Origin of the sequence: Bradyrhizobium sp. 62B, assembly GCF_030272265.2 — a bacterium.
Lineage (GTDB): Bacteria > Pseudomonadota > Alphaproteobacteria > Rhizobiales > Xanthobacteraceae > Bradyrhizobium.
This window is the reverse complement of record NZ_CP092841.2, coordinates 896,515-922,524: the sequence shown is the minus strand read 5'-3', so window position 1 is coordinate 922,524 and position 26,010 is coordinate 896,515. Positions and strand designations below refer to the sequence as shown.

Genomic DNA, 26,010 nt, shown 5'->3' with positions numbered 1-26,010 from the left:
GGCTGCCGTCCAACCCTATAGTGAGGCCAAAGGCGCTAGCGGACACCCCGCCGGCGCGACAATCGACATGGAAGCGCTCGACCAGCGGCCGGCAGGCCGCCGACGCGCGCCGTCAGGAGGATCGGATGGCACTGCCCGTCCTGCTCAAGAACAATCTCGAGCTGCCCGTCGTCGGCTCACCCCTCTTCATCGTGTCCGGCCCGGAGCTGGTGATCGCGCAATGCAAGGCCGGAATCGTCGGCTCGTTTCCCGCGCTCAATGCCCGTCCGGTCGAGAAGCTCGACGAGTGGCTGAGCCGCATCGAGGACGAACTCGGCGAATACAAATCGCGCAATCCCGGCAAGAAGGTCGCACCCTACGCCGTCAACCAGATCTGCCACGCCTCCAACGACCGGCTGATGAAGGACATGGAGACCTGTGTGAAGCACAAGGCGCCCATCATCATCACCTCGCTGCGGCCGCCCGCGGAGATCGTCGAGGCCGCGCATTCCTATGGCGGCCTCGTGTTCCACGACGTCATCAACGTCAAGCATGCGCGCAAAGCCGCCGAGCAGGGCGTCGACGGCCTGATCCTGGTCTGCGCCGGCGCCGGCGGGCACGCCGGCACGCTGTCGCCCTTCGCTTTGGTGCGCGAGGTCAAGCAATGGTTCGGCGGCGCCATCCTGCTGTCGGGCGCGATCAGCGACGGGTTCGGCATCGCCTCGGCGCTGACGCTGGGCGCCGACCTCGCCTATATGGGCACGCGCTTCATCGCGACGAAGGAAGCCAATGCCGACGAGGCCTACAAATCCGCGCTGACGCAGCACGCCGCGCATGACATCGTCTACACCAATTTGTTCACCGGCGTGCACGGCAATTATCTCGGCCCTTCGATCGCCGCCGCGGGACTCGATCCGGACAATCTTCCGGCCGCCGACAAGTCGAGGATGAATTTCGGCTCCGGCGGCAATATGAAATCAAAGGCGTGGCGCGACATCTGGGGATCGGGCCAGGGCATCGGCCAGATCGTGGATGCGCCGCCGGTCGCCGAGCTCGTGGACCGGATGAAGGGCGAATTCGACCAGGCAAGACAGGATTTTCTGATGCGCGCCAGCGCCTGATGGTTCGGACTGACAGAACGAAAAACGGGAGGACACCATGAAGCTGGCAGCCGCATTGATCGGCCTGTCGTTGCTGGCGCTCGCCGCCGGCAAGGCCCATGCCGAAGGCAGCGATGAGATCCGGATCGGGCAGACCCTGCCCTATAGCGGCCCCGCCTCCGGCTTCGGCGCGATCGGACGGACGCAGGAGGCGTTCTTCGAGAAGGTGAATGCCGAGGGCGGCATCAACGGCCGCAAGGTCAAGTTCATCACGCTGGACGATGCCTATTCGCCGCCGAAGACGGTCGAGCAGACCCGCAAGCTGGTGGAGCAGGACGAGGTGCTGATGATGTTCGGCTCGCTCGGCACCGCCACCAACAGCGCCGTGCAGCGCTACCTCAACGGCAAGAAGGTGCCGCAGCTTTTCGTGCTCTCCGGCGCGACCAAATGGGCCGATCCGCAGAAATATCAATGGACCATGCCGGGCATGGCCGCCTACGAATCCGAGGGCGTGGTCTATGCCAAGCACGTGCTGCGGACCAGGCCGGCCGCCAAGATCGCCATCCTGTCCCAGAACGATGATTTCGGCCGCGACTATGTCGCCGGCTTCAAGCGCGCGCTCGGTGACAAGGCCGCGAGCATGATCATCGCGGAGCAGACCTACGAGACCAGCGCGCCGACGATCAGCTCGCAGCTTTCGACGTTGAAGGCATCGGGCGCCGACGTGCTGTTCGGCGTCGTGCTCGGCAAGTTCACCTCGCAGATGATCAAGGGCGTCGCCGAGATCGGCTGGAAGCCCGAGCTGTTCTTCGTGCCGACATCAGCCTCGTCGATCTCGTTCCTCGAGCCGGCCGGGCTCGACAATGCGGTCGGGCTGATCTCGTCGAGCAACCAGAAGGACACGATGGACCCGCAATGGGCCAGCGATCCCGGCGTGAAGGAGTATTTCGCCTTCATGAAGCAATACATGCCGACCGCAGATCTCTCCAATTCCAACTACGCGGCCGGCTACCATTACGCGACGCTGCTGATGACGGTCCTCAAGGCCTGCAAGGATGATTTCAGCCGCGACAACATCATGCGCCAGGCCGCGTCGCTGAAGGACGTCAAGCTGCCGCTGCTGCTGCCGGGCATGTCCGTCACGACAGGCCCCGACGACTATCTGCCGTTCCAGCAGCTGCAGCTCCGCCGCTTCAACGGCAAGAGCTGGGTCGGGTTCGGCGACGTGCTGGACGATCGATGATGAGGGCGGAACAAGGACAGGCCATGATCATCAGCGGCAAACGCCGGATCGGCTATGACGAGATCCAGGCGCGCATCAAACGCGCGGCGAGCGGGCTTCGCGAGATGGATCTTGCCGAAGGCGCGCCAGTCGCCATGATGCTGCGCAACGATTTCGCGCTGTTCGAAGTGGTTGCGGCCTCGGCCGCGCTCGGCAGTCCGGTGGTGCCGATCAACTGGCATCTCAAGGCCGAGGAAGTCCGCTACATCCTGACCGACAGCGGCGCGAAGATCCTGGTTTGCCATGCCGACCTGCTGCCGCAGATCCGCGCCGGGATCCCCGACGACGTCCGCCTGCTCGTCGTCGCAAGTCCGCCGGAGCTCGCGGCGACGTTCGCCATTCCTCCAGGGCTGACCGAGGTTCCCGCCGGACTGTCCGATTGGGACCGCTGGCGCGACGGCCACACCGAAACCCAGGAGCCGCCGCGCCGCGCCGCCGCGATGATCTATACGTCGGGCACCACGGGCATGCCGAAGGGCGTGCGGCGCATGCCGATGCCTCCCGAGCAGGCCGCCGCCTCCGAGCGCGTCGGCGCCATCGCCTATGGCATCAAGCCGCGCGAGGGCCAGATCGTGCTGATCAACGGCCCGATGTATCATTCGGCGCCGCATTCCTACGGCATGATGGCGTTCCGCAATGGCTGCACCATCGTGCTGCAGGCGCGGTTCGACGCCGAGGAACTCTTGGCGCTGATCGAGCGGCACCGCGTGACGCACATCCACATGGTGCCGACCATGTTCGTGCGCCTGCTCCGCCTGCCCGAGGCGGTGCGCCATCGCTACGACCTGTCGTCACTGCGGTTCGTCGTGCATGGCGCCGCGCCCTGCCCGCCCGAGGTCAAGCGAGCCATGATCGAATGGTGGGGACCGGTCATCAACGAATATTTCGGCTCGACCGAGACCGGAATTCCGGTGTGGCATTCGGCCGAGGAAGCCCTGAAGAAGCCCGGGACGGTCGGCCGAGCCATCGAGGGCGGCATCGTCAAAATTTTTCGCGATGACGGCAGCCGCTGCGGCGCCGGCGAGGTCGGCGAGATCTTCATGCGGCAGACGGCGGTGCCGGATTTCGACTATCACGGCAAGGCGCAGGCCAGGGCCGAGGCGGGGCGCGAGGGTCTCGTCAGCGTCGGCGATGTCGGCTATCTCGACGAAGACGGCTATCTGTTCCTGTGCGACCGCAAGCGCGACATGGTGATCTCGGGCGGCGTCAACATCTATCCCGCCGAGATCGAGAGCGTGCTGATCGGAATGCCCGGCGTGCGCGATTGCGCCGTCTTCGGCATCCCTGACGCGGAATATGGCGAGCGGTTATGCGCCTGCATCGAGCCCGACAGCGGCGCACGGCTCTCCGCCAGCGCCGTACAAGGCTGGCTGCGCGACCGGCTGGCCAACTTCAAGGTGCCGAAGGACGTTCAGTTCCTGGATGCGCTGCCCCGCGAGGCGACCGGAAAGATCTTCAAACGCAAGCTGCGCGACCCCTATTGGGCTGACCACAAGGCGGGCGGGCCTTAGTTCACCGCCGAAGCCCGGCCAGGGCATCGCCGGCACATTCCGTCCGAGCAGTGCCATATGCCGGCATCGCCGGGGTCGCCGGCTTTTGGCGGCCCGCGAAACAGGATAGCTTCGACCCGAGGAAACGCCGCGAAGACGGCCACGAGGTCGCATGCTGGACAGGACGAAGGATATCGCCGCATCCGCGCAGGCCTGGCTCGATGCATTCGAGCGCACGCTGGGCAACCCCGAGCCCGATGCGTTCGGCCACCTCTTCCTCGCCGACAGCTTCTGGCGCGACGCGCTGGCGCTGAGCTGGAACCTGCAAACGCTCTCCGGCCGCGACACGATTGCGCAAGCGCTGGCCGCGCTCGCGCCCAGGGCGTCACCAACCGATTTCAAGATCGCGCCCGACCGCGCACCGCCGCGCTGGGTGACGCGCGCCGGCACCAATACCATCGAGGCGATCTTCAAGTTCGAAACCGCGATCGGGCGCGGCAGCGGCATCATCCGGCTCATTCCGGATACCGCTGACGGCGACCGTCTGAAAGCGTGGACGCTGCTGACCGCGCTCGAGGAGCTCAGGGGATTCGAGGAGCGGCTCGGCACCTCGCGACCACGCGGCCAGGCCTATTCGCGCGATTTCCGCGGGCCGAACTGGCTCGATCTGCGCAACGCCTCGCGCGACTATGCCGACCGCGATCCGGCCGTGCTGGTGGTCGGCGGCGGCCAAGCCGGGCTTGCGATCGCAGCGCGGCTGAAGCAATTGCAGGTCGACACGCTGATCGTCGATCGCGAGACGCGGATCGGCGACAATTGGCGCAAGCGCTATCATGCGCTGACCCTGCACAACCAGGTGCAGGTCAATCATTTGCCCTACATGCCGTTTCCGCCGAGCTGGCCGACCTATATCCCCAAGGACAAGCTCGCCAACTGGTTCGAAGCTTACGTCGACGCGATGGAGCTGAACTTCTGGACCGGCACCGAATTCGAGGGCGGCGCCTATGACGAGGCGAAGGCATGCTGGACGGTGACATTGCGGCGCGCCGACGGGGGCAAGCGCACCATGCATCCGCGCCATGTCATCATGGCGACCGGCGTCAGCGGCATTGCCAACGTTCCTGCTATTCCGACCCTCGACAATTTCAAGGGGACGCTGCTGCATTCCAGCCGCTACGAGGACGGCGAGAGCTGGACCGGCAAGCGCGCGATCGTCATCGGCACCGGCAACAGCGGCCACGACATCGCGCAGGATCTCTATTCCAGCGGCGCCGAGGTGACGCTGGTGCAGCGCTCGCCCACCCTCGTCACCAATATCGAACCGTCGGCGCAGCTTGCTTATGCCACCTACAATGAGGGCACGCTCGAGGACAACGATTTGATCGCGGCCTCGATGCCGACGCCGCTTGCGCAGAAGACGCACGTCATGCTGACCGAGCAGTCGAAACAGCTCGACAAGGAGCTGCTCGGCGGCCTTGCCCGCGTCGGCTTCAAGCTCGATTTCGGCGAGGCCGGAACGGGGTGGCAATTCAAATACCTCACCCGCGGCGGCGGCTATTATTTCAACGTCGGCTGCTCCAATTTGATCGTCGAGGGCAAGATCAGGCTCAGGCAATTTGCCGACATCGAGAGCTTCGTCACCGACGGCGCACGGATGAAGGACGGCTCGACCCTTGCGGCCGATCTCATCGTGCTCTCCACCGGCTACAAGCCGCAGGAATACCTCGTGCGAAAGCTGTTCGGCGATGCCGTCGCCGACCGCGTCGGCCCGATCTGGGGCTTTGGCGACGGCTTCGAGCTGCGCAACATGTATGCGCGCACTCGGCAGCCCGGCCTCTGGTTCATCGCCGGCAGCCTGGCGCAATGCCGCATCAACTCGAAATTTCTCGCGCTGCAGATCAAGGCGATCGAGGAGGGACTTTTGGGGCGGACGTAATCACAATCGTCATTCCGGGACGCGCGTAGCGCGAACCCGGAATCCATGGAAACTCCGGGACCCGCGGCCCAATGGATTCCGGGCTCGCGACTTCGTCGCGCCCCGGAATGACAAGAGGAGAGATCAGTGCCAGCCATTCTCGGCAGCGGCGAGCACCGCTATCGCGTCGTCGACAATTTCGCAAAGCTGCCGGACGGCTGGCAGCTCACCGACGTCGCCTCGGTCGCGGTCGACAGCAAGGACCGCGTCTACGTTTTCAACCGCGGCGCTCATCCGATGGTCGTCCTGGACCGCGAGGGCAATTTCCTGCGCAGTTTTGGCGAAGGGTTGTTCTCGCGCGCGCACGGCCTGCACATCGATGCCGACGACAATCTCTATTGCACCGATGACGGCGACCACACCGTGCGCAAATGCACCACCGACGGCAAGGTGCTGCTGACCATCGGCATCCCCGCAAAACCGTCGCCGTTCATGAGCGGCGAGCCGTTCCACCGCTGCACCCACACTGCGCTGTCGCCGAAGGGCGAAATCTACGTCTCCGACGGCTATGGCAATGCGCGCGTGCATAAATTCACGCCGGACGGCAAGCTGATGACGAGCTGGGGCGAGCCGGGCACCGATCCTGGCCAGTTCAACATCGTGCACAATATTGCCACCGATGCCGACGGCTGGGTCTATGTCGCCGACCGCGAGAACCATCGCGTGCAGGTGTTCAACGGCGAAGGCAAATACGAGACGCAGTGGAACAATTTGCACCGCCCCTGTGCGCTGTGCTGCTGCGGCGGAGCGAAGAGCCCGACCTTCGTGATCGGCGAGCTCGGCCCCGGCATGGCCGTCAACCGCAAGGTGCCCAATCTCGGCCCGCGACTGTCGATCGTGGACGCCAAGGGCCAGCGCATCGCACGGCTCGGCGGTGAGGACGGCCCGGGCATTGCCAGCGGCAAATTCCTGGCGCCGCACGGCATCGCGCTGGATTCGAAGGGCGACATCTATGTCGGCGAGGTCGGCGTCACCGACTGGAAGACCAGCTTTCCGGACGAGGAGATGCCGGCAACGGTGCGCGCCACGCGATGCCTGCAGAAGCTGGAGCGGGTACGGGAGTAGCTGCCACGGCACGTCATGACGCGCAGAGGCAGGCAGTTCCGCGTCCGCCGCATGCCTCCGCCAGATCGCGGCTTTTTGTGCGCCTTCGCCACCCCGGCGCCGCATTGCTTGCGCCTGAATAAGTCGCTCAACGGGCTTCACAATCCCGTCACGCTGCATGTAGTATGTCAACACATGCTGCTTCGCAGCGTATATTGGAGGCCGGGAGCGTTACTTGAACGCACATGTCTCGCAAGGCAGTTGGCCGGTGTTGGTGCTGAATGCGGACTTCCGGCCGCTGAGTTACTACCCGCTGTCTCTTTGGTCGTGGCAGGACGCGATCAAGGCGGTGTTCCTCGACCGCGTCAACATCGTCGCTCACTACGATCAGGCGGTCCACAGTCCGACGCTGCAAATGCAGCTGCCGAGCGTCGTCTCGCTCAAGTCCTTCGTCAAGCCGACCACCCACCCCGCCTTCACCCGTTTCAACGTCTTCCTGCGCGATCGTTTCGCCTGCCAATATTGCGGCTCGCCCGAAGACCTCACCTTCGATCACATCATCCCGCGCAGCAAAGGCGGCCAGACCACTTGGGAGAACGTGGTCGCGGCATGCTCGCCGTGTAACCTGCGCAAGGGCAATCTGACGCCGGCGCAAGCAAGAATGTTTCCGCGCCAGAGCGCGTTTGCGCCGACCGTGCACCAGCTCCACCGCAACGGCCGCCTGTTTCCGCCGAACTATCTGCACGACAGCTGGCTGGACTATCTCTACTGGGATACGGAGCTGGATCCGTAGGAGGCGCCGGCGCCCTCACCCCCGCTGCAGGGCGAGCGTCACGCCGCCGAGCGTGAGCGCCATCGCCGTCCATTCGCGATAGCCCAGCGGCTCGCCGAGAATGATGGCGGCGGAGACGACGCCGATCACGGGTACGATCAACATGCCGGTCGAGGCCGTGGTCGGTGGCAGACGGCGCAGCGTCTCGAACCAGGTGACGTAGCAGATCCCCATCGGCACCAGCGTCATGTAGACGAAGCAGCCGAGCCCCAGCGGGGTGATCGCGGTGACGTCGGGACGCTCGAACGTGACGCCGAGGATCAGCATCGTGGCGCATCCGAGCCCGACCTGCCAGGCGACGACGACCAGCGGCGGCATCGGCAGCGGCTTGCGGTTGAGCACGTTGCCGAGCGCGAACAGGATAGCGCAAGACAGCGCCAGCACAATACCCAGCAGCTTGTCGGCGCCGAACGCAAGACCGTTGCCGCTGAGGAGCAGCGTGACGCCGGCGATACCGAGGACGAGCCCGAAGATATCCCGCGGGGCCGGCCGTGCATGCAGCGCCGGCCAGGCGAACAGCATCGCCCAGATCGGCATGGTGTAGGCGAGCAGGGCGCCCTCGCTCACCGTCACGTACTTCATCGCAACCGTGCCGAGCCCCATCCAGGCAAAGACATTGGTGAAGGTGGCGAACACCAGCCGCGGGATCGCCTCGCGCGGAACGACGAACGATTCCTTCCGGCTCAACACCAGGGCACCAAGGATGAGCGAGGCGCAAACACCCGCAAGCCCGCGCGCGAACAAAGGCGGCCATTGCTGCAGCAGCAGCTTCATCAGCGGCCAGTTCAACGCCCAGCCGAAGGCCGTGACACCGAGGCAGAGAGAGCCGATCATCCTGTCGCGTCGTGCGGGATCCATGGATAGCGCATAGCAGGCGGCTACCGGCCGCTCCACCTCGGCCGGCGCATGCAAGCCATCGCGCAGAACGGAACTGGACCGCCCGGCGCCCGTTCAGATGAGAGCACGGCGCGCGGGCGCGTGCCGCAGCGCAACCGAGGGAGACCATCATGCCTGCAGCCGAGAAGGACCATGTCTACAAGATCCTGGACCTGGTCGGATCGTCCGAGACCTCGATCGAGGACGCGATCAAAAATGCGGTCAGCCGCGCGTCGAAGACCATTCGGGAGATGAAGTGGTTCGAGGTTGTGCAGACCCGCGGCCACATCGAGAACGGCGCCGTCCGCCACTATCAGGTGACGCTGCGCGTCGGCTTCACGCTGGAGGAATGACGCGGCTGATTTCGACGGGAACCATCTCGCGCCGTCCGCGTGAACATCCACCGGCCGCGAGGCGATCGAGAGATATCCACGACGGTCTCCGGTAGAGTACGGACCCTGCGCAATCATCGCAAATATTGCAACAGGCCGTTAAGGTCAAAGTGAGAGGTTTGCTCCGATTTGGAGCAGCCCGATGGTGACGAGTCGCGAACTCGGCAAGACGCGCCTTCCGCTCTGGGCGGCTGGGTTCGTCGTGCTCATCTGCGTGGCGATCCTCGGCATGAGCATCTGGCGCGAATGGGAGGCACGCAATGCCGAGCTCAGGAATGCCGAGATCGACGTCGCCAACCTCGCCCACTCCCTGATCCAGCATGCGGACGACACGTTCGAGCTGGCAGACACATTGCTGGTCGGCCTGGTCCACCGGCTCGAAATCGACGGGACGGGTCCGGACACGATCACCAAGCTCCAGGCCTATCTGCCGACACGCAAATCATCGGACCGTATCCGCGGCATCTTCGTCTACGACGCCACCGGCCGCTGGCTTGCCACGACGGAGCGCCTCGACTTCTCCAAGCTCAACAACAGCGACCGCGAATATTTCCAGCGCCATCGCGACTCCCCGGAGACGGGCACGCTGATCGGGCGGCCCGTCAAGAGCCGCGCCGGGGGCCAGTGGATCATCACGGCCTCGCGCCGGGTCAACGATGCCGACGGCGGCTTCGCCGGCGTTGCCCTGCTCACGATCGACGTCAGCTATTTCGCGAAATTCTACCAACGGTTCGACTTCGGGCCGAACGGCTCGGCATCGCTGCTCAACACCAGCGGCATCCTGCTGGCGCGCAGCCGCGACGAAGGCGACACCTTCGTCGGACGCGACCTGTCCAACACGCCGCTGTTCAGGGAGTGGGGAAGCCGACCCGCGGCGGCGATCTACTATTTCACGTCGCCGCTCGATGGCGTGAGGCGGCTGAGCTACTATCAGCGCAGCAACCGCTACCCCCTGATGGTGCTCGCGAGCAAGTCGCAGGACGACGTGCTGGCTCCGTGGCGAAGAGCGGCCGCCGCACGCATGACCTTCGTCCTCGGCCTCGTCCTGTTGATCGCGGTGATCGGCTTCCTCCTGGTCCGTCAGTTGCTGCAGCGGCAGCGGACGGCACAGGCGCTGGTCGCCCAGGAAGCGAACTTCCGCCTGCTGGCCGAGCAGTCCAGCGACATGGTGACCCGGATCGGACTGGACAACCAGTTGCTCTACGTGTCTCCCTCATGCGTGCGCATCACCGGCTGGTCACCCGAGGAACTCCTGGGCACCTCGTCGCTCGCCGGCATTCACTCCGACGACACGGAACGGGTCGAGCAGGCCGTCACCGCGCTGAAGAACGGCGAAGCGGAGGAAGCGCGGTTCGTCTATCGCCAGCGTCATCGCAACAAGGGCGAGATCTGGGCCGAGGCTGCACTGCACGTGACGCTGGCGTCGGACAGCGGCGAGATCGACGGTGTCGTCGCAGTCGTGCGCGACATCACCGAGCAGAAGGACCTGCAGGACAAGCTCGCCTCGCTTGCAACGACCGACGGCCTCACCGGCCTCGCCAACCGGCGCGCCTTCGACGAACGTCTCGCCGACGAATGGGCGCGCGCGCGGCGCGACGACACACAGCTTTCGCTGCTCCTGATCGACGTCGATCATTTCAAGAAGTTTAACGACCATTACGGGCACGTGGCGGGCGATGGTTGCCTGCGTGCCATCGGTCGGATTCTGTCTGCCCATGCCAAGCGTCCGGCCGACCTCGCGGCGCGCTACGGCGGCGAGGAATTCGCCGTCCTGTTGCCCAATACCGATCCCGCCGGCTGCGCCGAGGTCGGCGAAGGGATCCGCCGGGCGCTGCACGATCTTGCGCTGCTGCACGTGCAAAATCCGCCCAGCCGGCTGGTCACCGCCAGCGTCGGCGCTGCAACCGCTCGTCCGGCCCAGGCCACGACGGATTGCAGCACGCTGGTCGCCGCCGCCGACCGCGCGCTCTACGCTGCCAAGGACAGCGGCCGTGACCGCCTGGTGATGTCAGGACAGGTCGTCCCCTGGCCCGCCAAGACTGCGTGACGCGGATCCGCCTTCGCCTTCTCGCATCCGTTTGTCGCCTGCGGCCTGACGGGATATGACTCCGGACCCAGCCGGGCGCCGGCCGACCCGAGAGTGCTGCCGTGACCGATACCATCAAGCTCGTCCTGTTCGACATGGACAACGTCCTCTGCGGCTACGACAGGGGCAAGCGTGTCGCGTGTCTCGCGGAGCTTGCGGGATCGACCAGCGACGCCGTCTACAAGGCGATCTGGGACAGTGGATTCGAGCTGCTCGGCGATTCCGGCGCGCTCGACGCCGCCGACTATCTGCGCGGCTTTGGCGAACGCATCGGCTATCCGCTATCGCTCGACGAATGGGTCGAGGCGCGGCGCCGCTCGATGCAGGCGGATCGCGCGATGCTGGAAATTGCCGCGCGCTTGCGCAAAACCGTCGATATCGCCGTGCTGACCAACAACACCACGCTGGTCGCGGACCACATCGACACGCTGCTGCCGGAGCTGCGTCCGCTGTTCGGCGCGAACATCTACACCTCGGCCCAGTTCAAGACCGCGAAGCCGGACCCGCGCTGCTACCGTCTCTGCCTGTCCGAGCTGCAGGTGGCGCCCGCGACCGTTCTCTTCATCGACGACCTCGCGCAGAATGTCGCCGGAGCGAAGGAAGCCGGTCTCCTGGCGCATCATCACACCACGCCGGAGGCTCTGAGGCAGGCGCTCGCGATGCACGGCCTGCTCGCGGCGTCGTGAGCAGAGCCGGATCAGGCAAGCTCCGCGCCGCGCCGCTCCGGAACCAGCGCGAGTAGCGCCACGACATCGAGCAAATAGAGCAGCGCCAGCGCACCGATCGCCGTCGGAAAGCCGTAGGACGCGCTGATCAGGCCGACCACCAGCGGACCGAACCCTGCGACCGCGCGGCCGATATTGAAGAACACGTTTTGTGCAGTCGCCCGCGAAGCGGTCGGATAGAGCTCGCTCATCAGCGCGCCGTAGCCGCCGAGCATGCCGTTGACGAAGAAGCCCATCACGGCTCCGCCGACCAACAGCGCGGTGGCGGCAGTCAATTGCGAATAGACCAGCACCATGACGGCTGCGCCCAGCATGTAAGTGAGGAACGCAGGTCGGCGACCGAAGCGATCGGCCGCATGGCCGAACAGAAAGATGCCAAGCGCCATGCCGGCAATGGTGACGGAGGTCCAGACTGCCGATTGGGTGAGGCCATAGCCGAACCGCGTCGAGAGATAGTTCGGCAGCCAGATCATGATGCCGTAATAGCCGAAATTCTGCACCGAGCAGAGGATGACCATGGCAAGGCTGATCTTTGCCGTCTCTCTGTCGGCGACGAGCGCGCGAAGCGAGGCGACGGCATCCGTCGTCGTGGCCCGACGAGCCAGGAAGATGTCGGGCTCGTGCAGCCTGCGCCGGATCACATAGGCAGCCAGAGCCGGAAACAGCCCGACCGCGAACATGCCGCGCCAGCCGATGAGAGGCAGGAGGATCGGCGTCACCAGCGCCGCACAGAGCACGCCGAATTGCCAGCCGAGACCGACATAGGAGGTCGCCCGCGCCCGCTTGTCCGACGGCCAGGCCTCGGCGACCAGCGCCATGCCTATGCCGAATTCGCCGCCGAGCCCGATGCCTGCGATGGCCCGGTAGATCATGAGATCCCAATAACCCTGGGCCAAGGCGCATAGTCCCGTGAAGACCGCAAACAGGACAATGCTCCAGGTCAGGACGCGGACCCGCCCGAGCCGGTCGGACAGCAGGCCGAAGACGAAGCCACCGAGCACCGCCCCGACCAGTGTCGCGGTCACCAGCGAGGCAGCCTGCGGCTGCGTCAGATGAAGATCCCTAGAGATCGCCGTCAGCATGAAGCCGAGGATGAGCAGATCGAACCCATCCATGCCGTAACCCAGCGCAGATCCCCACAACGCCCGGCGCGCATCGGCGCCAATTTTTGTGGCTCGAGTCGAAAGCAGCTCCGCTTCAGTCATGATGAGACCGGTATCATGGATCTGACTCACGTTCCCCTCCCCGCACCAATCCGTCGCAATCGCCTGCCGGCGTCAGGCCAGATGACACGCCACGAAATGCCCTCCAGCGCCCTCCTTCAGCACGGGCGCGCTCTCGGCGCAGCGCGGCTGGGCAATCGGGCAGCGGGTGTGGAAGTGACAGCCCGACGGCGGCTTCATCGGGCTCGGCACGTCGCCCTTGAGGCGGATGCGCTCACGCTTCAGCTTGGGATCGGGCACCGGCACGGCCGACAGCAGCGCCCTGGTGTAGGGGTGCTGCGGGTTGCGGTAGAGGTCGCTCGCTTTCGCCAGCTCGACGATGCGTCCGAGATACATCACCGCGACGCGGTCGGAGATGTGCTCGACCACCGAGAGGTCGTGCGCGACGAAGAGATAGGTGAGGTTCAGCTCGGCCTGGAGGTCTTCCAGCAGGTTGATGACCTGGGCCTGGATCGACACGTCGAGCGCCGAGACCGGCTCGTCACAGACGATCAGCTTCGGCTCGACCGCGAGCGCGCGCGCGATCACGATGCGCTGGCGCTGGCCGCCCGAGAATTCATGCGGATAGCGCCGCATATGCTCGGCCTTGAGCCCGACCTTGACCAGGAGTCCCGCGACACGTTCCTCGCGCTCTTTCGCGGACGATGCGAGATTGTGGATGGTGAAGGCCTCGCCGAGGATGGCGCCGACCGTCATGCGCGGATTGAGCGAGGCGAAGGGATCCTGGAACACCAGCTGCATGTTCCGCCGCATCGCGCGCAGATCATTGCCGCCGAGCTGACGCACGTCCTGGCCATCGAAGACGACCTCGCCGTCGGTCGGCTCGATCAGGCGCAGCACGCAACGTCCCGTCGTCGACTTGCCGCAGCCGGATTCGCCGACGAGACCGAGCGTTTCGCCCCGGTTGACCGAGAACGACACGCCGTCGACCGCATAGACGGTGCCGACCTGGCGCGACAACAGCCCGCCGAGCACGGGGAAATGTTTCTTCAGGCCGCTGACGCGGAGCAAGGGTTCGCTCATGACGCGGCTCCCAGGTTCGGATCCCCGAGATGACAGGCCATGCGGTGACCGGGCGCAATCTCGCGCAGCAGCGGCTCCTTCTCGGTGCAGACATTCATGGCGAACTTGCAGCGTGGTGCGAAGCGACAGCCGACCGGCGGATTGATCAGGATCGGCACCGAGCCGCCGATCGCCTCGAGCCGCGTCTTGTGCTCGCTGTCGAGATCGATGCGCGGGATCGAGCGGATCAGGCCTTGCGTATAGGGATGGCCGGGATGGTCGAAGAGGTCGTCGACGGGCGCCTCCTCCACGACCTTGCCGGCATACATCACGACGACGCGTTGCGCGGTTTCGGCGACGACGCCCATGGCATGGGTGATCAGCATCACCGCCATGCCGAAGCGCTCCTTCATGTCCTGGAGCAGATCGAGGATCTGGGCCTGGATGGTGACGTCGAGCGCGGTGGTGGGCTCGTCGGCGATGATCAGCTTCGGCTTGCAGGCCAGCGCCATCGCGATCATCACGCGCTGGCGCATGCCGCCGGAGAACTGGTGCGGATAGTTGTGCACGCGGCCTTCGGCGTTGGGGATCTGCACCAGCTTCAGCATCTCGATGGTGCGATCGAGCGCCTGCTTTCTGGTCACGGCCTCGTGGCGGCGCAGGCTCTCGGCGATCTGCTCGCCGATGGTCAGCACCGGGTTGAGCGAGGTCATCGGCTCCTGGAAGATGAAGCCGATCTCCTTGGCCCTGATCTCGTCGAGCTGGTTGCTGGTCAGCGGCACCAGGTCGCGGCCCTCGAAGATGATCTGGCCCGCCGCGATCCGGCCCGGGGGCATCGCGATCAGCTTCAGGATCGACATCGCGGTGACGGTCTTGCCGCAGCCGGACTCGCCGACGACGCAAAGCGTCTCGCCCCGGTTGATGGAGATGTCGACGCCGTCGACGGCCTGCAGGATGCCGTCATCGGTGGAGAAGTGGGTCTTCAGTCCCTTGATCTCGAGCAGCGGCGCCATCAGATCACCCGTCGCGCATCGAGCGCGTCACGCAGACCGTCGCCGATGAAGTTGATGGCCACCACCGCGATGAAGATCGCGCCGCCCGGGAACAGCGCCCAGTGCGGGCCGATGTCGAGAAAGTCCTTGGCGTCATACAGCAGCCGGCCCCAGGTCGGCGTATCCGGCGGGAAACCGAGGCCGAGGAAGGACAGCGTCGATTCCGCGATGATCGCTGCGGCAACGTCGATGGTGCCGGCGATGATCACCGGGCCGAGCGCATTGGGCAGAATATGCCGCACCACCTGCCGCACCGGGCTGGCCCCGAGCGCGCGTGCAGCCTCGACAAACTCCTTCTCGCGGATCGACAGGAATTGCGCGCGCACGAGCCGCGCCACCGGCATCCAGCGCAGCCCCCCGATCACGAGCACGATCAGGATGAAGATGCCGCCCTCGGGGCCGAACACCTGCTTCAACCCGTCGCGGAACAGGTAGATGAGCAGGAGCAGCAGCGGCAGTTGCGGCAGCGACAGGAAGAGGTCGGTCAGCCACATCAGGCCGTGCCCGAGCGCACCGCGCGACATGCCGGCGAGCGCGCCGATCAGCGTGCCGATGAAGACCGAGACCAGCATCGCGGCGAGTCCGACCGCGAGCGAGATGCGGCCGCCATAGATCATGCGCGCCAGGATGTCCTGCCCGAGATCGTCGGTCCCGAACGGATGGGCGAGCGACGGCCCCTGCATGCCCGCGACGATGTCGATGTCGTTGATCTTCACACGCCACACGAAGGGCCCGGCCACGACGGCGAGAACCAGAATGAGGAGCAGGAAGGCGCTGACGACGGCGAGCTTGTGGCGGCTGTAACGCCGCCACGTCTCGCGCCAGGGCGAGTAGACGCGCCGCTCAGCGGAGGGAGATGCGAGGGTCAAGCCAGCCATAAAGCACGTCCGCGATGAGATTGAACAGCACGACGAGACACGCGAAGACGAAGGTGACGGCCATCACCACCGGCGTGTCGTTGGAGAGGATGGAGGAGATCAGCAGCGAGCCGATGCCGGGAATGCGGAAGATCTGCTCGGTGACGATGGCGCCGCCGAACACCGCGGGCATCTGCAGCGCGATCAACGTCACGACCGGGATCATGGCGTTGCGCATCACGTGCTTGACGATGACCTTGGCCTGCCCGAGCCCCTTGGCGCGGGCGGTGGTGACGTAGTCGAGCCGGATCACGTCCAGCATCGCCGAACGCACGAACCGCGTCATCGACGCCGCCTGGAACAGGCCGAGCACCGCCACCGGCATGATCGCCTGGCGGATCATCTCCAGCACCCAGTGGATGCCGGTGGCTTTGATGTCGGTGGTATAGACGAACGGCAGCCAGTCCAGCGTGACCGAGAAGATCAGGATGAACAGGATGCCGGTGAAGAAGGTCGGCAGCGAGAAACCGACGAAGGCGAGCGTGTTGGCGATCTGGTCGAACAGCGAATAGGGCTTGGTCGCGGCATAGACGCCGACCGGGATCGCGATCAGCAGGGCCAGGATCTGCGCCGAGCCGATCACGTAGAGCGTGGCCGGCAGGCGCTGCAGGATGAGCGTGTCGACGTTCATCCGGCTGACGAAGGAGAAGCCCCAGTCGCCGTGCAGCATGGCGCTGAGCCAATGCAGGTAGCGAAGGTGGATCGGATCGTCGAGGCCGAACTTGGCCCGAAGTGCGGCCTGCACTTCGGGCGGAACGTTCGGATTCGTCGCCAATTCGGAGAAGGGATCGCCGGGCGCAAGCGCCAGCACGAAGAACAGCACGGCCGAGATTCCGAGCAGGCTCGGAATCGCGATCAGCAGGCGACGTAGGACATATTGACTCATGAGGGAAAGTCCCCGTCTAGCGCTGGGGGATCATTCCTCGCGGTACCAGTCGAACAGATTGTCGGTCTCGTTGGCCCAGCCGGAAACGACCGGCCGCAGGTTGTTGGCGGCCGCCTCGACCTTCAGGCGATGCTGCACCGGGATGAACACCGTGTCCTGGTACATGAGGTCGTTGGCCTTGATGTAGAGCGCAGCGCGCTTGACTGGATCCATCTCGCCGTCCGCGGCCTGGATGGTCGCGTCGTACTCCTTGTTGATCCAGCGCGGGAAGTTGGTGCCCTGCCACTTGTTCTCCTTGGTGGCGACCAGGGTCGAGAGATAGCGGCGCATGTGCTGCGACGGATCCGGCTGGCTCAGCGGGATCTGGAACATCTCCATGTCGGCGTAGAACTTGGAGTAGGTGTCGGGATTGCCGACGTCGGAGGAGAAGAACACCGAGGCGACGACCGATTTCAGCTCGACGTCGATGCCGGCCTTCTGGCAGGCCTGCTTGACGATCGCCTGGGTCTTCTGGCGCGGGCCATTGATCGAGGTCTGGTAGACGAGCTTGAGCTTCTTGCCGTCCTTCTCGCGGATGCCGTCGGCGCCCGGCTTCCAGCCGGCATCGTCGAGCATCTTCGAGGCCTTCTCGATGCTGAATTCCCACGAGGTGTTCTTGGACACGAATTTTTCGGGCCCATTGAGGAAGTTCGCGGTGGTGCGGCCGGCGCGGCCGTAGATCGCCTTCTTGACCGACTCGCGATCGATCAGCAGCGAGAGCGCCTTGCGCACCGCCGGATCGGAAAACAGCGGGTGCTTGGTCTTGATCGACGAGCGTTCGCCGTCGACCTCGGTGTTGGGATCGGTGAAGTTCAGTGCGATGAATTCGGTGTCGCCGCCGACGGCATAGACGGTCTTTCCCTTGCCGCCCTTCTCCAGGCGCAACAGCACGTCGTCCTCGACCTGGATGTTCCAGCCGAAATCATACTCGCCGGTCTGGATCACCGCACGCGCGGCCGAGACGGCATCGCCGCCACCCTTCATCTCGACCGAATCGAAATAGGGACGGTTCGGCATGTGATAATCGGGGTTGAGCACGCCGCGAACGAGATCGCCCGGCTTGAACTCGACGAACTTGTAGGGGCCGGTGCCGACCGGCGAGAGGTTGGTCGGCGCCTCGCGCGACTTGGACCCCGTGTAGTCCTTGAATAGATGTTTCGGGATGATGGTGTTGGGCGCCCCGACGAAGGCGTCGGCCCAGAACGGCGTCGGCTTGTTGAAGACAATGCGCACCGTGAGCTCATCCACCTTCTCGACCGTGATGTCGCGGAGGGTCGCGATCGTCAGCGCGGAGGTCGCCGGATCCTTGGCGTATTCCCAGTTGAACACGACGTCATCAGCCGTGAACGGCTGGCCATCGTGCCACTTCACGCCGGGCTTCAGCTTCCAGGTCACCGACTTGCCGTCGGCGGCGAGCAGGCCGTTCTGGATCGACGGAATCTCCGCCGCCAGCACCAGCTTCATGTTGCCGTCGGGATCCCAGCAGGCGAGGGGTTCATAGAACAGGCGCGCACCGTCCTGGTCCTTGGTGCCGGTGGCGAAATGCGGATTGAGCAAGGTCGGACCCTGCCACCACAACAGCTTCAGCGCACCGCCGCCGCCGCGCTTGGTCGGCTTGTAGGTCGAGGCGCCCTCCGCCATGGCGACGCCGCCAAGCGCGAGGATCTGGTTGGCCAGGGGGGCGGTGAGGCCGACCGCGGCCATGTGCTTGATGAAGGCGCGGCGATCCATTCGCCCGTCCTTCACCTGGCCGATCATCGAACGCAGTTCTTTATCCAGCATGGTTATCCCCCGTCTGGTTCCCATCGTGATGAAGACGGCCGTGATAAGGAGCCGCCCAATTAGCTGGCAGTAGATGGCACACCGAATGGGGGGCGCGTCAACTGGGACCGTGTGTATGCAAACGGTCTTCTGGCTGTCCGTTGGGCAAAACTGCGTTCTGCAGCCCATCCGTTCGGCAATCCAGCATCAAAACATGCTGGATTGCACGCTGCACTGCGAAAAATTTGTTCGCCGGATCAGACGAAATATCGAGGCGAAATTCTACGCCACGGACATGTCGAGCGGCGGCTCAACGTGGTCCGGCAGCGGACAGACATAAGGTGTCTTGGCCGTCCGCTTCTTCAAATCGGCCTTCGCCGCCTTGATCAGCTCCGGATCCGACAGCGCCTTGATGCCGAGACCGGCCATCGCCTTGGCCGCCTGCACCATGGCCTTGTGGGCATGCGGGCTCTTGCCCTGCGCCACCACCTGCCAGGTGTGGAAGGGCGTGCCAATTGCAACCGTCGGTGCGTGAACCTGCACGGTCGGCACCACCCAGCTGACGTCGCCGACGTCGGTCGAGCCGACCAGCGGGTTGCGTTTGGCATCGAGCGGCACCAGGAAGTCGGCCAGCGGCCGATCGGTCGGCTCCATGCCGATCGCGTAATAGACGGACGCGATGTCCTTGTCGCTCAGCGTCGCGCGGATCTGGCCGGCAAAGCTCTTGTCGGCATCATCGAAATGCGGCGGTCCGAGCTCTTCCATGACCCGGTGCAGCGCCTGCTCCAGCGGCGCGTTCGGCAGGATATTGGAGACCGCGGAGATGATCTTCATCTCCACCTTGGTTTCCGTCATCAGCGCCGCGCCCTGCGCGATCTTGGACACGCGCTCGACCAGCTCGTTCATGCCGGGAAGATCACGTGCGCGGATCGAATAGCGCACCCGCGCATGGGCCTGCACCACGTTGGGTGCGATGCCGCCGGTGTCGAGCAACGCATAATGCACGCGCGCATCGCTCGGCATGTGTTCGCGCATGTAGTTCACGCCGACATTCATCAGTTCCACCGCATCGAGCGCGGAACGGCCGAGATGCGGCGAGGCCGCGGCATGCGAGGTGCGGCCGGTGAAGATGAAGTCCGCACGCGTGTTGGCGAGCGACGGCGTCACCGCGACCTCCCAGAAGCTGTGCGGATGCCAGGTGATCGCGATGTCGGCGTCCTCGAATGCGCCGGAGCGCACCATGAAGGCCTTCGCCGCGCCGCCTTCTTCAGCCGGGCAGCCATAATAGCGCACGCGACCGGGCACCTTGTTCTCGGCGAGCCAGTCCTTCACCGCGGTCGCGGCGAGCAGCGCGGCGGAACCGAGCAGATTATGGCCGCAGCCATGGCCGTGCCCGCCGGCTTCGATCGGGCGATGCTCGGCGATACCCGCTTCCTGGCTGAGACCAGGCAGCGCGTCATATTCCCCCATGAAAGCGATGACCGGACCGCCCTCGCCCCACTCGCCCATCACCGCGGTCGGAATGCCCGCGACCTTCTCGGTGATGCGGAAACCTTGATGGCGCAGCTCGGCGAGATGCTCGGCGGCGGACCGCGCCTCGGTGTAGCACACCTCGGGCATGCCCCAGACCTTGTCGCTGAGGTCGATGAAACGCGCCTTGATCGTGTCGATGCCACGCCAGATGTCGCTGCGGTTGTCCATGCTTCGATCCGTGATCCCTTGGTCAAACGAAGCGGCAATGGTTAGCAGCTTCACCGCACGGCGCCTAGCACCTCGCCGGACAGCAGCCATGCGGCACATGCCGGATCGAGGGGACGCCTGTCGCCGTGCGACTTCCCCGCGCCTTTCGAAGATTTCACGCGGCGTTCTCACGAATTGTTGGGGAACGAGGCTTTCAAGACGGCCTCCTCCGGCCTAAATTATGCGTGCGTCGCGCGCCGCTCTGCAGCAATCCCGGAGCGATGCACTCAGCCAGGAGAACTCCATGACCACCCTGACCGAATGGAGAGTGCCGCCGGCCAATCAGCCGCGTGCGAGCGACTACGGTTTCGATCTCGACCGCGCGCTCGCATCCGTCGTCGGCCTGCATGCCATCATCCCGCCGGACGCCTTCAGCGCCGAGACGCTGGGCACCGAACGCGCCGGCAACGGCGTCGTGATTGATGACGGCCTCGTGCTCACCATCGGCTATCTCATCACCGAGGCGGAATCGGTGTGGCTGCATCTCGCCGACGGACGGGTGGTCGAAGGGCATGCGCTCGGCTTCGATTCCGTCACCGGCTTCGGCCTCGTGCAGGCGCTCGGTGCGCTCGACGTCGAGCCCTTGCCGCTCGGCAACTCGGCAGCAACCCGGATCGGCGACCGCGTCGTGGTCGGCGGCACCGGCGGCCGCACGCGCTCCGTCGCGAGCCAGATCGTGGCCAAGCAGGAATTCGCCGGCTATTGGGAATATCTGCTGGACGAAGCCATCTTCACCTATCCCGCGCATCCGAACTGGGGTGGCACCGCGCTGCTCAACGAGCGCGGCGAGTTGATCGGCATCGGCTCGCTTCAGCTGGATCGCGAACGCGACGGCAAGGCCGAGCACGTCAACATGATCGTGCCGATCGACCTGTTGCAGCCGATCCTGGAAGATCTGCGCAAGTTCGGCCGCGTCAACAAGCCGGCGCGGCCCTGGCTCGGGCTGTTCTCGACCGAGATCGACAACCGCGTGGTGGTGATCGGAATCTCCGCCAACGGCCCGGCCGCGCGCGCCGAGCTCAAGACCGGCGACGTCATCCTCGCCGTCGACGGCGACAAGGTCACGAGCCAGACCGAATTCTACAAGAAGATGTGGTCGCTCGGCGCCGCCGGTGTCGACGTGCCGCTGACCGTGCACCACGAAGGCGTCACCTTCGACGTCACGGTGACCTCGACCGATCGCTTCAAGCTGTTGAAGGCACCGAAGCTGCATTGACTCCCCGCTGAAGGACGCCGCCAAGGATGCAATGAGCGAGGCCGTGATCGACGACATCGTGGCCGTGCTTCCGCCGCTGCTGAACGCGTTGGAGGCGCTCGGCTTCTTTGCCCGGCATCTGCATCCGCCGGCGTTTGCCTCCGTCATGAACGCAATCGGCACGCCGGACGAGGCTCTGCACGCGGCACGCGCTGCGATCGGGGATTGGCCGGAGCAGTTCGCCGGCTTGCGGGCGCAACTGAATCACGCCTGCGACGAGACGCTCGCCGCCTTTGCCGGCATCCGTGAGGTCGAGCGCGGCCATGGCGATCTCGTCGCGGTGTTCCGCGCGCTGCGCCATCTGCCGCGCGCGCAGGAGGCGCTCTATCCGCTTTCGGCGCAGTTTCCGCCGGTAAGCAGCTTCTTCCTCAACGCCGCCCATCGCGACGATGCGGACCTGTTATCCCGGCTCGAAGCCGGCACGCGCGAAGACACCGGCATCTTGCACGATCACAACGAGCCCGGCAGCCGCGGCGGCTTCTCGGTCTATGTGCCCGAATATTACACGCAGGATCGCGCCATGCCGCTGGTGATGGCGCTACATGGCGGCAGCGGCAACGGACGCGCTTTTCTGTGGAGCTGGCTGCGCGATGCGCGCAGCCTCGGCGCGATCCTGGTGGCGCCGACCGCGATGGGCCCGACCTGGGCGCTGATGGGCGATGATGCCGATACGCCCAATCTCATGCGCATCCTCGAAGCCGTGCGCAGCCGCTGGACCGTCGATGCCTCGCGCATGCTGCTGACCGGAATGAGCGATGGCGGCACCTTCTGTTACGTGAACGGGCTTGAGGCCGCTTCGCCCTTCACCCATCTCGCCCCGGTCTCGGCAACCTTCCATCCGCTGATGGCGGAGATGGCGGACGCCACGCGCCTGCAGAGGCTGCCGATCTTCATCACCCACGGCAAGCTCGACTGGATGTTTCCCGTGCAAACAGCGCGCCAGACGCAGGCGGCGCTCGCAGCCGCCGGCGCCGATGTCACCTATCGCGAGATCGACGATCTCAGCCACACCTATCCGCGCGAGATCAACGCGGCGCTGATGCAGTGGCTGAATGCCGCTTAGCAGTCATCACAATAAGCCCTGCTTGAGAGATACATCGGGTAACGCCCCTACGCGATCTCGGGCCTCCCGCAGGATCCGGCGATCGCTCGCGCTCAGAGCTCGAAGATCTCCATCTTCGAAGAAACCTATTGCGCGCAGCACTTGCGCTGGTTCGCCGCCAAACATCTCCCGGAATGCCGAGATTCCGCGCGGCAACGACACACCCGCGGAGATCATTTCAGCAATGTCCCGATAGTCCTTGGCTTCGGCGCGGTCGAGCGTCGCCTTGAGCTTGGTGGCCAGCAAGTCCTCAAGCGATGCTACAAACATGGTGCCATCAGCCACTTGCATCGGGTCGTTGATGCGACCGAAGCCGATGCGTCCGAAGAATGAGACTTTCACTGAGCCTGAGGGCATGGTGGTCGAGACAACCAGTGTATTGGGCGCATCATGAAGGATGGCCGCACCCTTGACGAAGTCGAATTGCGCACGGACTTCGTCCTTATCCAATGGAGCAGAGCAGAAGAAGTCGAAATCGAGTGACTCTCGGTGCCCCAATTGAAGGGCAACGGCAGTTCCGCCGTAGAGGACAAGCTGCAACTTCCGTGAAGGGACAAGCAGGGGCCAAATTTCGCGTTGAGCGGCAGGCAAGATCGACAGTTTCGGCTCAAAACGTTGCTGCATCGAAGGCTCTTCGTGGCGCCTTGTCCGGCAGCTCGGTCCCCGTTGCGAGGGAAAGGCGCCCGCGCCAAAATTCCCAGGAGCGATCGCTGAACCAACCCGGCTCAGCGTGAAGCATGATGTCTGAGAGACGGGCGGTACCCAGCGCGGCCTCCAGCTGGAGAATATCGTCGTATGTGCCGAAGTTCATGATCTGCGCGACGACGCGATCCTCGGAGATTGGCAATCCGTCGACCGGTCGCCACCAGAGGTACTTGCGACCGAGCTTGTCGATCAGGCTTGCGGATGCATCGTTCGTCATTGATTTCAAATATAGCCAACCTGCTTCCGTTAATCCACGCCCCGTAGGGCCGATCCGGGCCGAACTCCCCCAGGACCAGCACGGAACTGTCCAGCCCCACCGACGTTATCGCCCGTCACCGGAGGTTCGCAAATGCAGACGTTTTTAGGAATGATTTTGGGCGCGTTGCTGCTCGCGGGCGGCGTCTACGTCTATGATTCCATGCAGACGTCGTCCGTCGCCAACGGCCAGGTCGCGACCACCAATCGCACCATCGTGAACTGGGACGTGGCGAAGGCGGATTGGGATGCGCTGCGCGATCGCGCGCACAAGGACTGGGTCCGGATCTCGTCGAAGTAACGACGCCGTATCATGAACAAGGCGCCGTCGCGAGCACCGCGGCGGCGCCTTTGTGTTGGCTGCGGTCGACGTGTCGGCGCCGATCGACGCCGTGCGCGTCAGTTCATCTTGGCCTTGCGGGCATCGGCGATGACTTGCTCGAACTCGGCCATGCTGAGCACACCGGGCACACGGTACTTGCCGACGATGAAAGACGGGGTGCCGTTGAAGCCGAAGGCCTCGGCCTGCTCGTTGTTGCGCTTGAGCAGCGCATCGATGTCGCTGCCACGACCGGCAAGATCGCGTTTCAGGCGGTCCATGTCGACGCCGGCCGCCGCCAGCAGCTCGTTGATGCGCGACTCGGTCAGGCGCGAGCTGACGCCCATCATGGCGTCATGGGCCTTATGATACTTGTCCTGGAATTTCGCCGCGAGCGCGGACCGCGCCGCCGTGACCGAGACCGGCCCGAGGATCGGCCAATCCTTCATCACAAGTCGCACCTTGCCGTCGTCCTGAACGACCTGGCGCAGCTCGGGCTCGAGCTTGCGGCAATAGGGGCAATTATAATCAGACCATTCGACGATGGTGATGTTGCCATCGGGATTGCCGGCGACGGGCGTATCGGGATCGCGCAGCACCTTGGCTTCGGTCAGCACCTCGTCGTCACCAGCGGCTGCCAGCGCAGAGTTGATCCCGCCCGCCGCAAGGGCGCTTGCCCCGATCAGCGTCAGAGCCGTGCGCCGCGTCGGCTCAAATGCCTTGTTCTTGAATCCGGCCATATCTCGTCCCGTTTCGGTCCCATCTCCGTCGATACGGTTCGGGACTGGGAATTGTTACAGGTCATATAGAGTGTCGCGGCGGCGATGTCATCGCACCAGCAGCGTGACGGCCAGGGGCACCAGGAACGAGGTCACCAAGGCGTTCAGGCTCATGGCGATACCCGAAAACACGCCCGCGATCTCGTCGACCTGGAACGCCCTCGCGGTCCCGATGCCATGGGCCGCAAGGCCGGCCGCGAATCCGCGGGCACGGTAATCGGTGACGCCGGTGCGGTTCATCAGCGGCGTCACGATGATGGCGCCCATGATGCCTGTGAGGATCACCGCGACGGCCGCCAGCGAGGGATCGGCATGCAGGGATTCGGCGATGCCCATCGCAACGCCGGCGGTGACCGATTTCGGCGCAAGCGACAGCACCACCTCGCGGGGAAGGCCGGCAAGCTCGGCCAGCAGCACCACCGACACCACGGCGGTGACCGAGCCCGCGACCAGCGCCACCAGCATCGGCACGATGGAGGCGACCACGCGCTTGCGGTTCTCGTAGAGCGGCACGGCGAGCGCGACGGTCGCAGGCCCGAGCAGGAAATGCACGAATTGCGCGCCGGCAAAATAGGTCGTGTAGGAGGTGCCGGTCAGCAGCAGGAACGCGCCGATGATCCACATCGCATGCAGCACGGGATTGGCTAGCGGATGGCGTCGCGTCGCCAGCGACACCGCGTCCGTGGCCGCATAGACCAGCAGCGTCACGGTCAGCCAGAGCAGCGGCGACTGCGAGAGATAGACCCACAGCGAGAACGGATTGTCGCTCATGGCGCGTCCTGCTGCTTCAACAGGCGGCTGACCAGTCGAAAGGTCAGCACGGTCGCAAGCAGCGTGACGACCACGGAGAGGGCGAGCACCAGAACGATGGCGATGCCGTGGGCCGCGAGGAGATCGAGCTTCTGCACCACGCCGACGCCGGCCGGCACGAACAGCAGCGAGAGATGGGCAAGCAGGCCCTTGCTTGCCGTCTCCACGCCGTCGCCGCCGAGCGGCCCGCGCGCGATCAACGCAACCCGGTCGCGCACGAGCAGCAGGACCAGGAGCAGCAGCAGGCCGAGCACGGGGCCCGGCAGGGGCAGGCCGAGGCCGCGCACGACGGCTTCGCCGATCAATTGGCACAGCAGGATGAGGCCGAGACTTGCAAGCATGACCGCCGCATGAAGGGATGGGCCGGCAGGCTTGTCAATCGCG

25 protein-coding genes are annotated in these 26,010 nt (G+C 65.0%); 12 read left to right on the top strand and 13 right to left on the bottom strand.

Annotated elements, in window-relative coordinates; genetic code table 11:
• Window positions 1–125: 125 nt before the first annotated feature.
• The 6 genes from ML401_RS04350 (at window position 126) to ML401_RS04325 (ending at window position 7,663) form a co-directional block, all read left to right on the top strand.
• Window positions 126–1,100: a nitronate monooxygenase family protein gene (locus ML401_RS04350; RefSeq protein WP_285810126.1), complete on the top strand. Its 975-nt coding sequence runs from the start codon at window positions 126–128 to the stop codon at window positions 1,098–1,100.
• Between the two features lie 37 nt (window positions 1,101–1,137).
• Entirely contained in the window at window positions 1,138–2,322 is a 1,185-nt protein-coding gene (locus ML401_RS04345) for an ABC transporter substrate-binding protein (protein ID WP_285810124.1), read from the top strand.
• Between the two features lie 23 nt (window positions 2,323–2,345).
• On the top strand, window positions 2,346–3,872 hold the full coding sequence (locus ML401_RS04340; RefSeq protein ID WP_285810122.1) for an acyl-CoA synthetase: 1,527 nt from the start codon (window positions 2,346–2,348) through the stop codon (window positions 3,870–3,872).
• A gap of 151 nt (window positions 3,873–4,023) precedes the next feature.
• Window positions 4,024–5,787, top strand: coding sequence for an NAD(P)/FAD-dependent oxidoreductase (locus ML401_RS04335; protein WP_285810120.1), 1,764 nt, complete (start codon window positions 4,024–4,026; stop codon window positions 5,785–5,787).
• A 126-nt stretch (window positions 5,788–5,913) separates the two neighbouring features.
• The gene (locus tag ML401_RS04330; protein WP_212065886.1) at window positions 5,914–6,891 is read left to right on the top strand and encodes a peptidyl-alpha-hydroxyglycine alpha-amidating lyase family protein; all 978 of its coding nucleotides are present in this window, start codon (window positions 5,914–5,916) and stop codon (window positions 6,889–6,891) included.
• A 214-nt stretch (window positions 6,892–7,105) separates the two neighbouring features.
• Window positions 7,106–7,663 carry an HNH endonuclease gene (locus tag ML401_RS04325; protein WP_194405835.1) on the top strand — a complete coding sequence of 186 codons (558 nt, stop codon included), beginning with the start codon at window positions 7,106–7,108 and terminating at the stop codon, window positions 7,661–7,663.
• Window positions 7,664–7,678: 15 nt separating this feature from the next.
• Here the strand turns inward: ML401_RS04325 and ML401_RS04320 are convergent, their stop codons facing one another.
• On the bottom strand, window positions 7,679–8,560 hold the full coding sequence (locus ML401_RS04320; RefSeq protein WP_211418701.1) for a DMT family transporter: 882 nt from the start codon (window positions 8,558–8,560) through the stop codon (window positions 7,679–7,681).
• 149 nt (window positions 8,561–8,709) lie between these two features.
• On the opposite strand from ML401_RS04320, the gene ML401_RS04315 reads away from it, so the two are divergent.
• From ML401_RS04315 to ML401_RS04305, 3 genes are all read left to right on the top strand, one after another.
• The gene (locus tag ML401_RS04315) at window positions 8,710–8,931 is read left to right on the top strand and encodes a dodecin (protein ID WP_194405834.1); all 222 of its coding nucleotides are present in this window, start codon (window positions 8,710–8,712) and stop codon (window positions 8,929–8,931) included.
• Between the two features lie 181 nt (window positions 8,932–9,112).
• Complete coding sequence (locus ML401_RS04310) at window positions 9,113–11,017, top strand: diguanylate cyclase domain-containing protein (RefSeq protein WP_285810111.1); 1,905 nt, start codon at window positions 9,113–9,115, stop codon at window positions 11,015–11,017.
• Window positions 11,018–11,151: 134 nt separating this feature from the next.
• Window positions 11,152–11,742 (top strand): HAD family hydrolase, encoded by a 591-nt coding sequence (locus ML401_RS04305; protein ID WP_376717407.1) that lies wholly within the window; start codon window positions 11,152–11,154, stop codon window positions 11,740–11,742.
• 11 nt (window positions 11,743–11,753) lie between these two features.
• Here ML401_RS04305 and ML401_RS04300 read toward each other — a convergent pair whose 3' ends face one another.
• From ML401_RS04300 to ML401_RS04270, 7 genes are all read right to left on the bottom strand, one after another.
• Entirely contained in the window at window positions 11,754–13,016 is a 1,263-nt protein-coding gene (locus ML401_RS04300; RefSeq protein WP_259215492.1) for an MFS transporter, read from the bottom strand.
• A 42-nt stretch (window positions 13,017–13,058) separates the two neighbouring features.
• The gene (locus tag ML401_RS04295; protein ID WP_194405832.1) at window positions 13,059–14,027 is read right to left on the bottom strand and encodes an ABC transporter ATP-binding protein; all 969 of its coding nucleotides are present in this window, start codon (window positions 14,025–14,027) and stop codon (window positions 13,059–13,061) included.
• Window positions 14,024–15,019: an ABC transporter ATP-binding protein gene (locus ML401_RS04290; RefSeq protein WP_194405831.1), complete on the bottom strand. Its 996-nt coding sequence runs from the start codon at window positions 15,017–15,019 to the stop codon at window positions 14,024–14,026. The genes ML401_RS04295 and ML401_RS04290 overlap by 4 nt, the downstream gene beginning before the upstream one ends.
• On the bottom strand, window positions 15,019–15,936 hold the full coding sequence (locus ML401_RS04285) for an ABC transporter permease (protein ID WP_194405830.1): 918 nt from the start codon (window positions 15,934–15,936) through the stop codon (window positions 15,019–15,021). The genes ML401_RS04290 and ML401_RS04285 overlap by 1 nt, the downstream gene beginning before the upstream one ends.
• Window positions 15,902–16,861, bottom strand: a complete 960-nt coding sequence (locus tag ML401_RS04280; protein ID WP_194405829.1) for an ABC transporter permease — start codon at window positions 16,859–16,861, stop codon at window positions 15,902–15,904. The genes ML401_RS04285 and ML401_RS04280 overlap by 35 nt, the downstream gene beginning before the upstream one ends.
• 30 nt (window positions 16,862–16,891) lie before the next feature.
• Complete coding sequence (locus tag ML401_RS04275) at window positions 16,892–18,682, bottom strand: peptide ABC transporter substrate-binding protein (protein ID WP_211418705.1); 1,791 nt, start codon at window positions 18,680–18,682, stop codon at window positions 16,892–16,894.
• A gap of 261 nt (window positions 18,683–18,943) precedes the next feature.
• Window positions 18,944–20,362, bottom strand: a complete 1,419-nt coding sequence (locus tag ML401_RS04270) for a M20 family metallopeptidase (protein ID WP_285810104.1) — start codon at window positions 20,360–20,362, stop codon at window positions 18,944–18,946.
• A gap of 283 nt (window positions 20,363–20,645) precedes the next feature.
• On the opposite strand from ML401_RS04270, the gene ML401_RS04265 reads away from it, so the two are divergent.
• Together ML401_RS04265 and ML401_RS04260 are read left to right on the top strand one after the other, a co-directional pair.
• Window positions 20,646–21,617: a S1C family serine protease gene (locus ML401_RS04265; RefSeq protein WP_285810102.1), complete on the top strand. Its 972-nt coding sequence runs from the start codon at window positions 20,646–20,648 to the stop codon at window positions 21,615–21,617.
• 31 nt (window positions 21,618–21,648) lie between these two features.
• On the top strand, window positions 21,649–22,719 hold the full coding sequence (locus tag ML401_RS04260; protein WP_285810099.1) for a dienelactone hydrolase family protein: 1,071 nt from the start codon (window positions 21,649–21,651) through the stop codon (window positions 22,717–22,719).
• 6 nt (window positions 22,720–22,725) lie between these two features.
• On the opposite strand, the gene ML401_RS04255 is transcribed toward ML401_RS04260, so the two are convergent.
• Both ML401_RS04255 and ML401_RS04250 read right to left on the bottom strand, forming a co-directional pair.
• A complete protein-coding gene (locus ML401_RS04255) occupies window positions 22,726–23,382 on the bottom strand; it encodes a nucleotidyl transferase AbiEii/AbiGii toxin family protein (RefSeq protein ID WP_285810097.1) in 657 nt (218 codons plus the stop codon).
• Window positions 23,366–23,680, bottom strand: coding sequence for a hypothetical protein (locus ML401_RS04250; protein WP_285810096.1), 315 nt, complete (start codon window positions 23,678–23,680; stop codon window positions 23,366–23,368). Before ML401_RS04250 ends, ML401_RS04255 begins: the two co-directional genes overlap by 17 nt.
• 132 nt (window positions 23,681–23,812) lie before the next feature.
• On the opposite strand from ML401_RS04250, the gene ML401_RS04245 reads away from it, so the two are divergent.
• The gene (locus ML401_RS04245) at window positions 23,813–24,019 is read left to right on the top strand and encodes a hypothetical protein (protein ID WP_194405823.1); all 207 of its coding nucleotides are present in this window, start codon (window positions 23,813–23,815) and stop codon (window positions 24,017–24,019) included.
• 98 nt (window positions 24,020–24,117) lie between these two features.
• Here the strand turns inward: ML401_RS04245 and ML401_RS04240 are convergent, their stop codons facing one another.
• From ML401_RS04240 to ML401_RS04230, 3 genes are all read right to left on the bottom strand, one after another.
• Window positions 24,118–24,777: a DsbA family protein gene (locus ML401_RS04240; RefSeq protein WP_194405822.1), complete on the bottom strand. Its 660-nt coding sequence runs from the start codon at window positions 24,775–24,777 to the stop codon at window positions 24,118–24,120.
• An 87-nt stretch (window positions 24,778–24,864) separates the two neighbouring features.
• Window positions 24,865–25,587: an LrgB family protein gene (locus ML401_RS04235; protein WP_211418709.1), complete on the bottom strand. Its 723-nt coding sequence runs from the start codon at window positions 25,585–25,587 to the stop codon at window positions 24,865–24,867.
• The gene (locus tag ML401_RS04230) at window positions 25,584–25,967 is read right to left on the bottom strand and encodes a CidA/LrgA family protein (RefSeq protein ID WP_212065879.1); all 384 of its coding nucleotides are present in this window, start codon (window positions 25,965–25,967) and stop codon (window positions 25,584–25,586) included. The genes ML401_RS04235 and ML401_RS04230 overlap by 4 nt, the downstream gene beginning before the upstream one ends.
• Window positions 25,968–26,010: the final 43 nt, after the last annotated feature.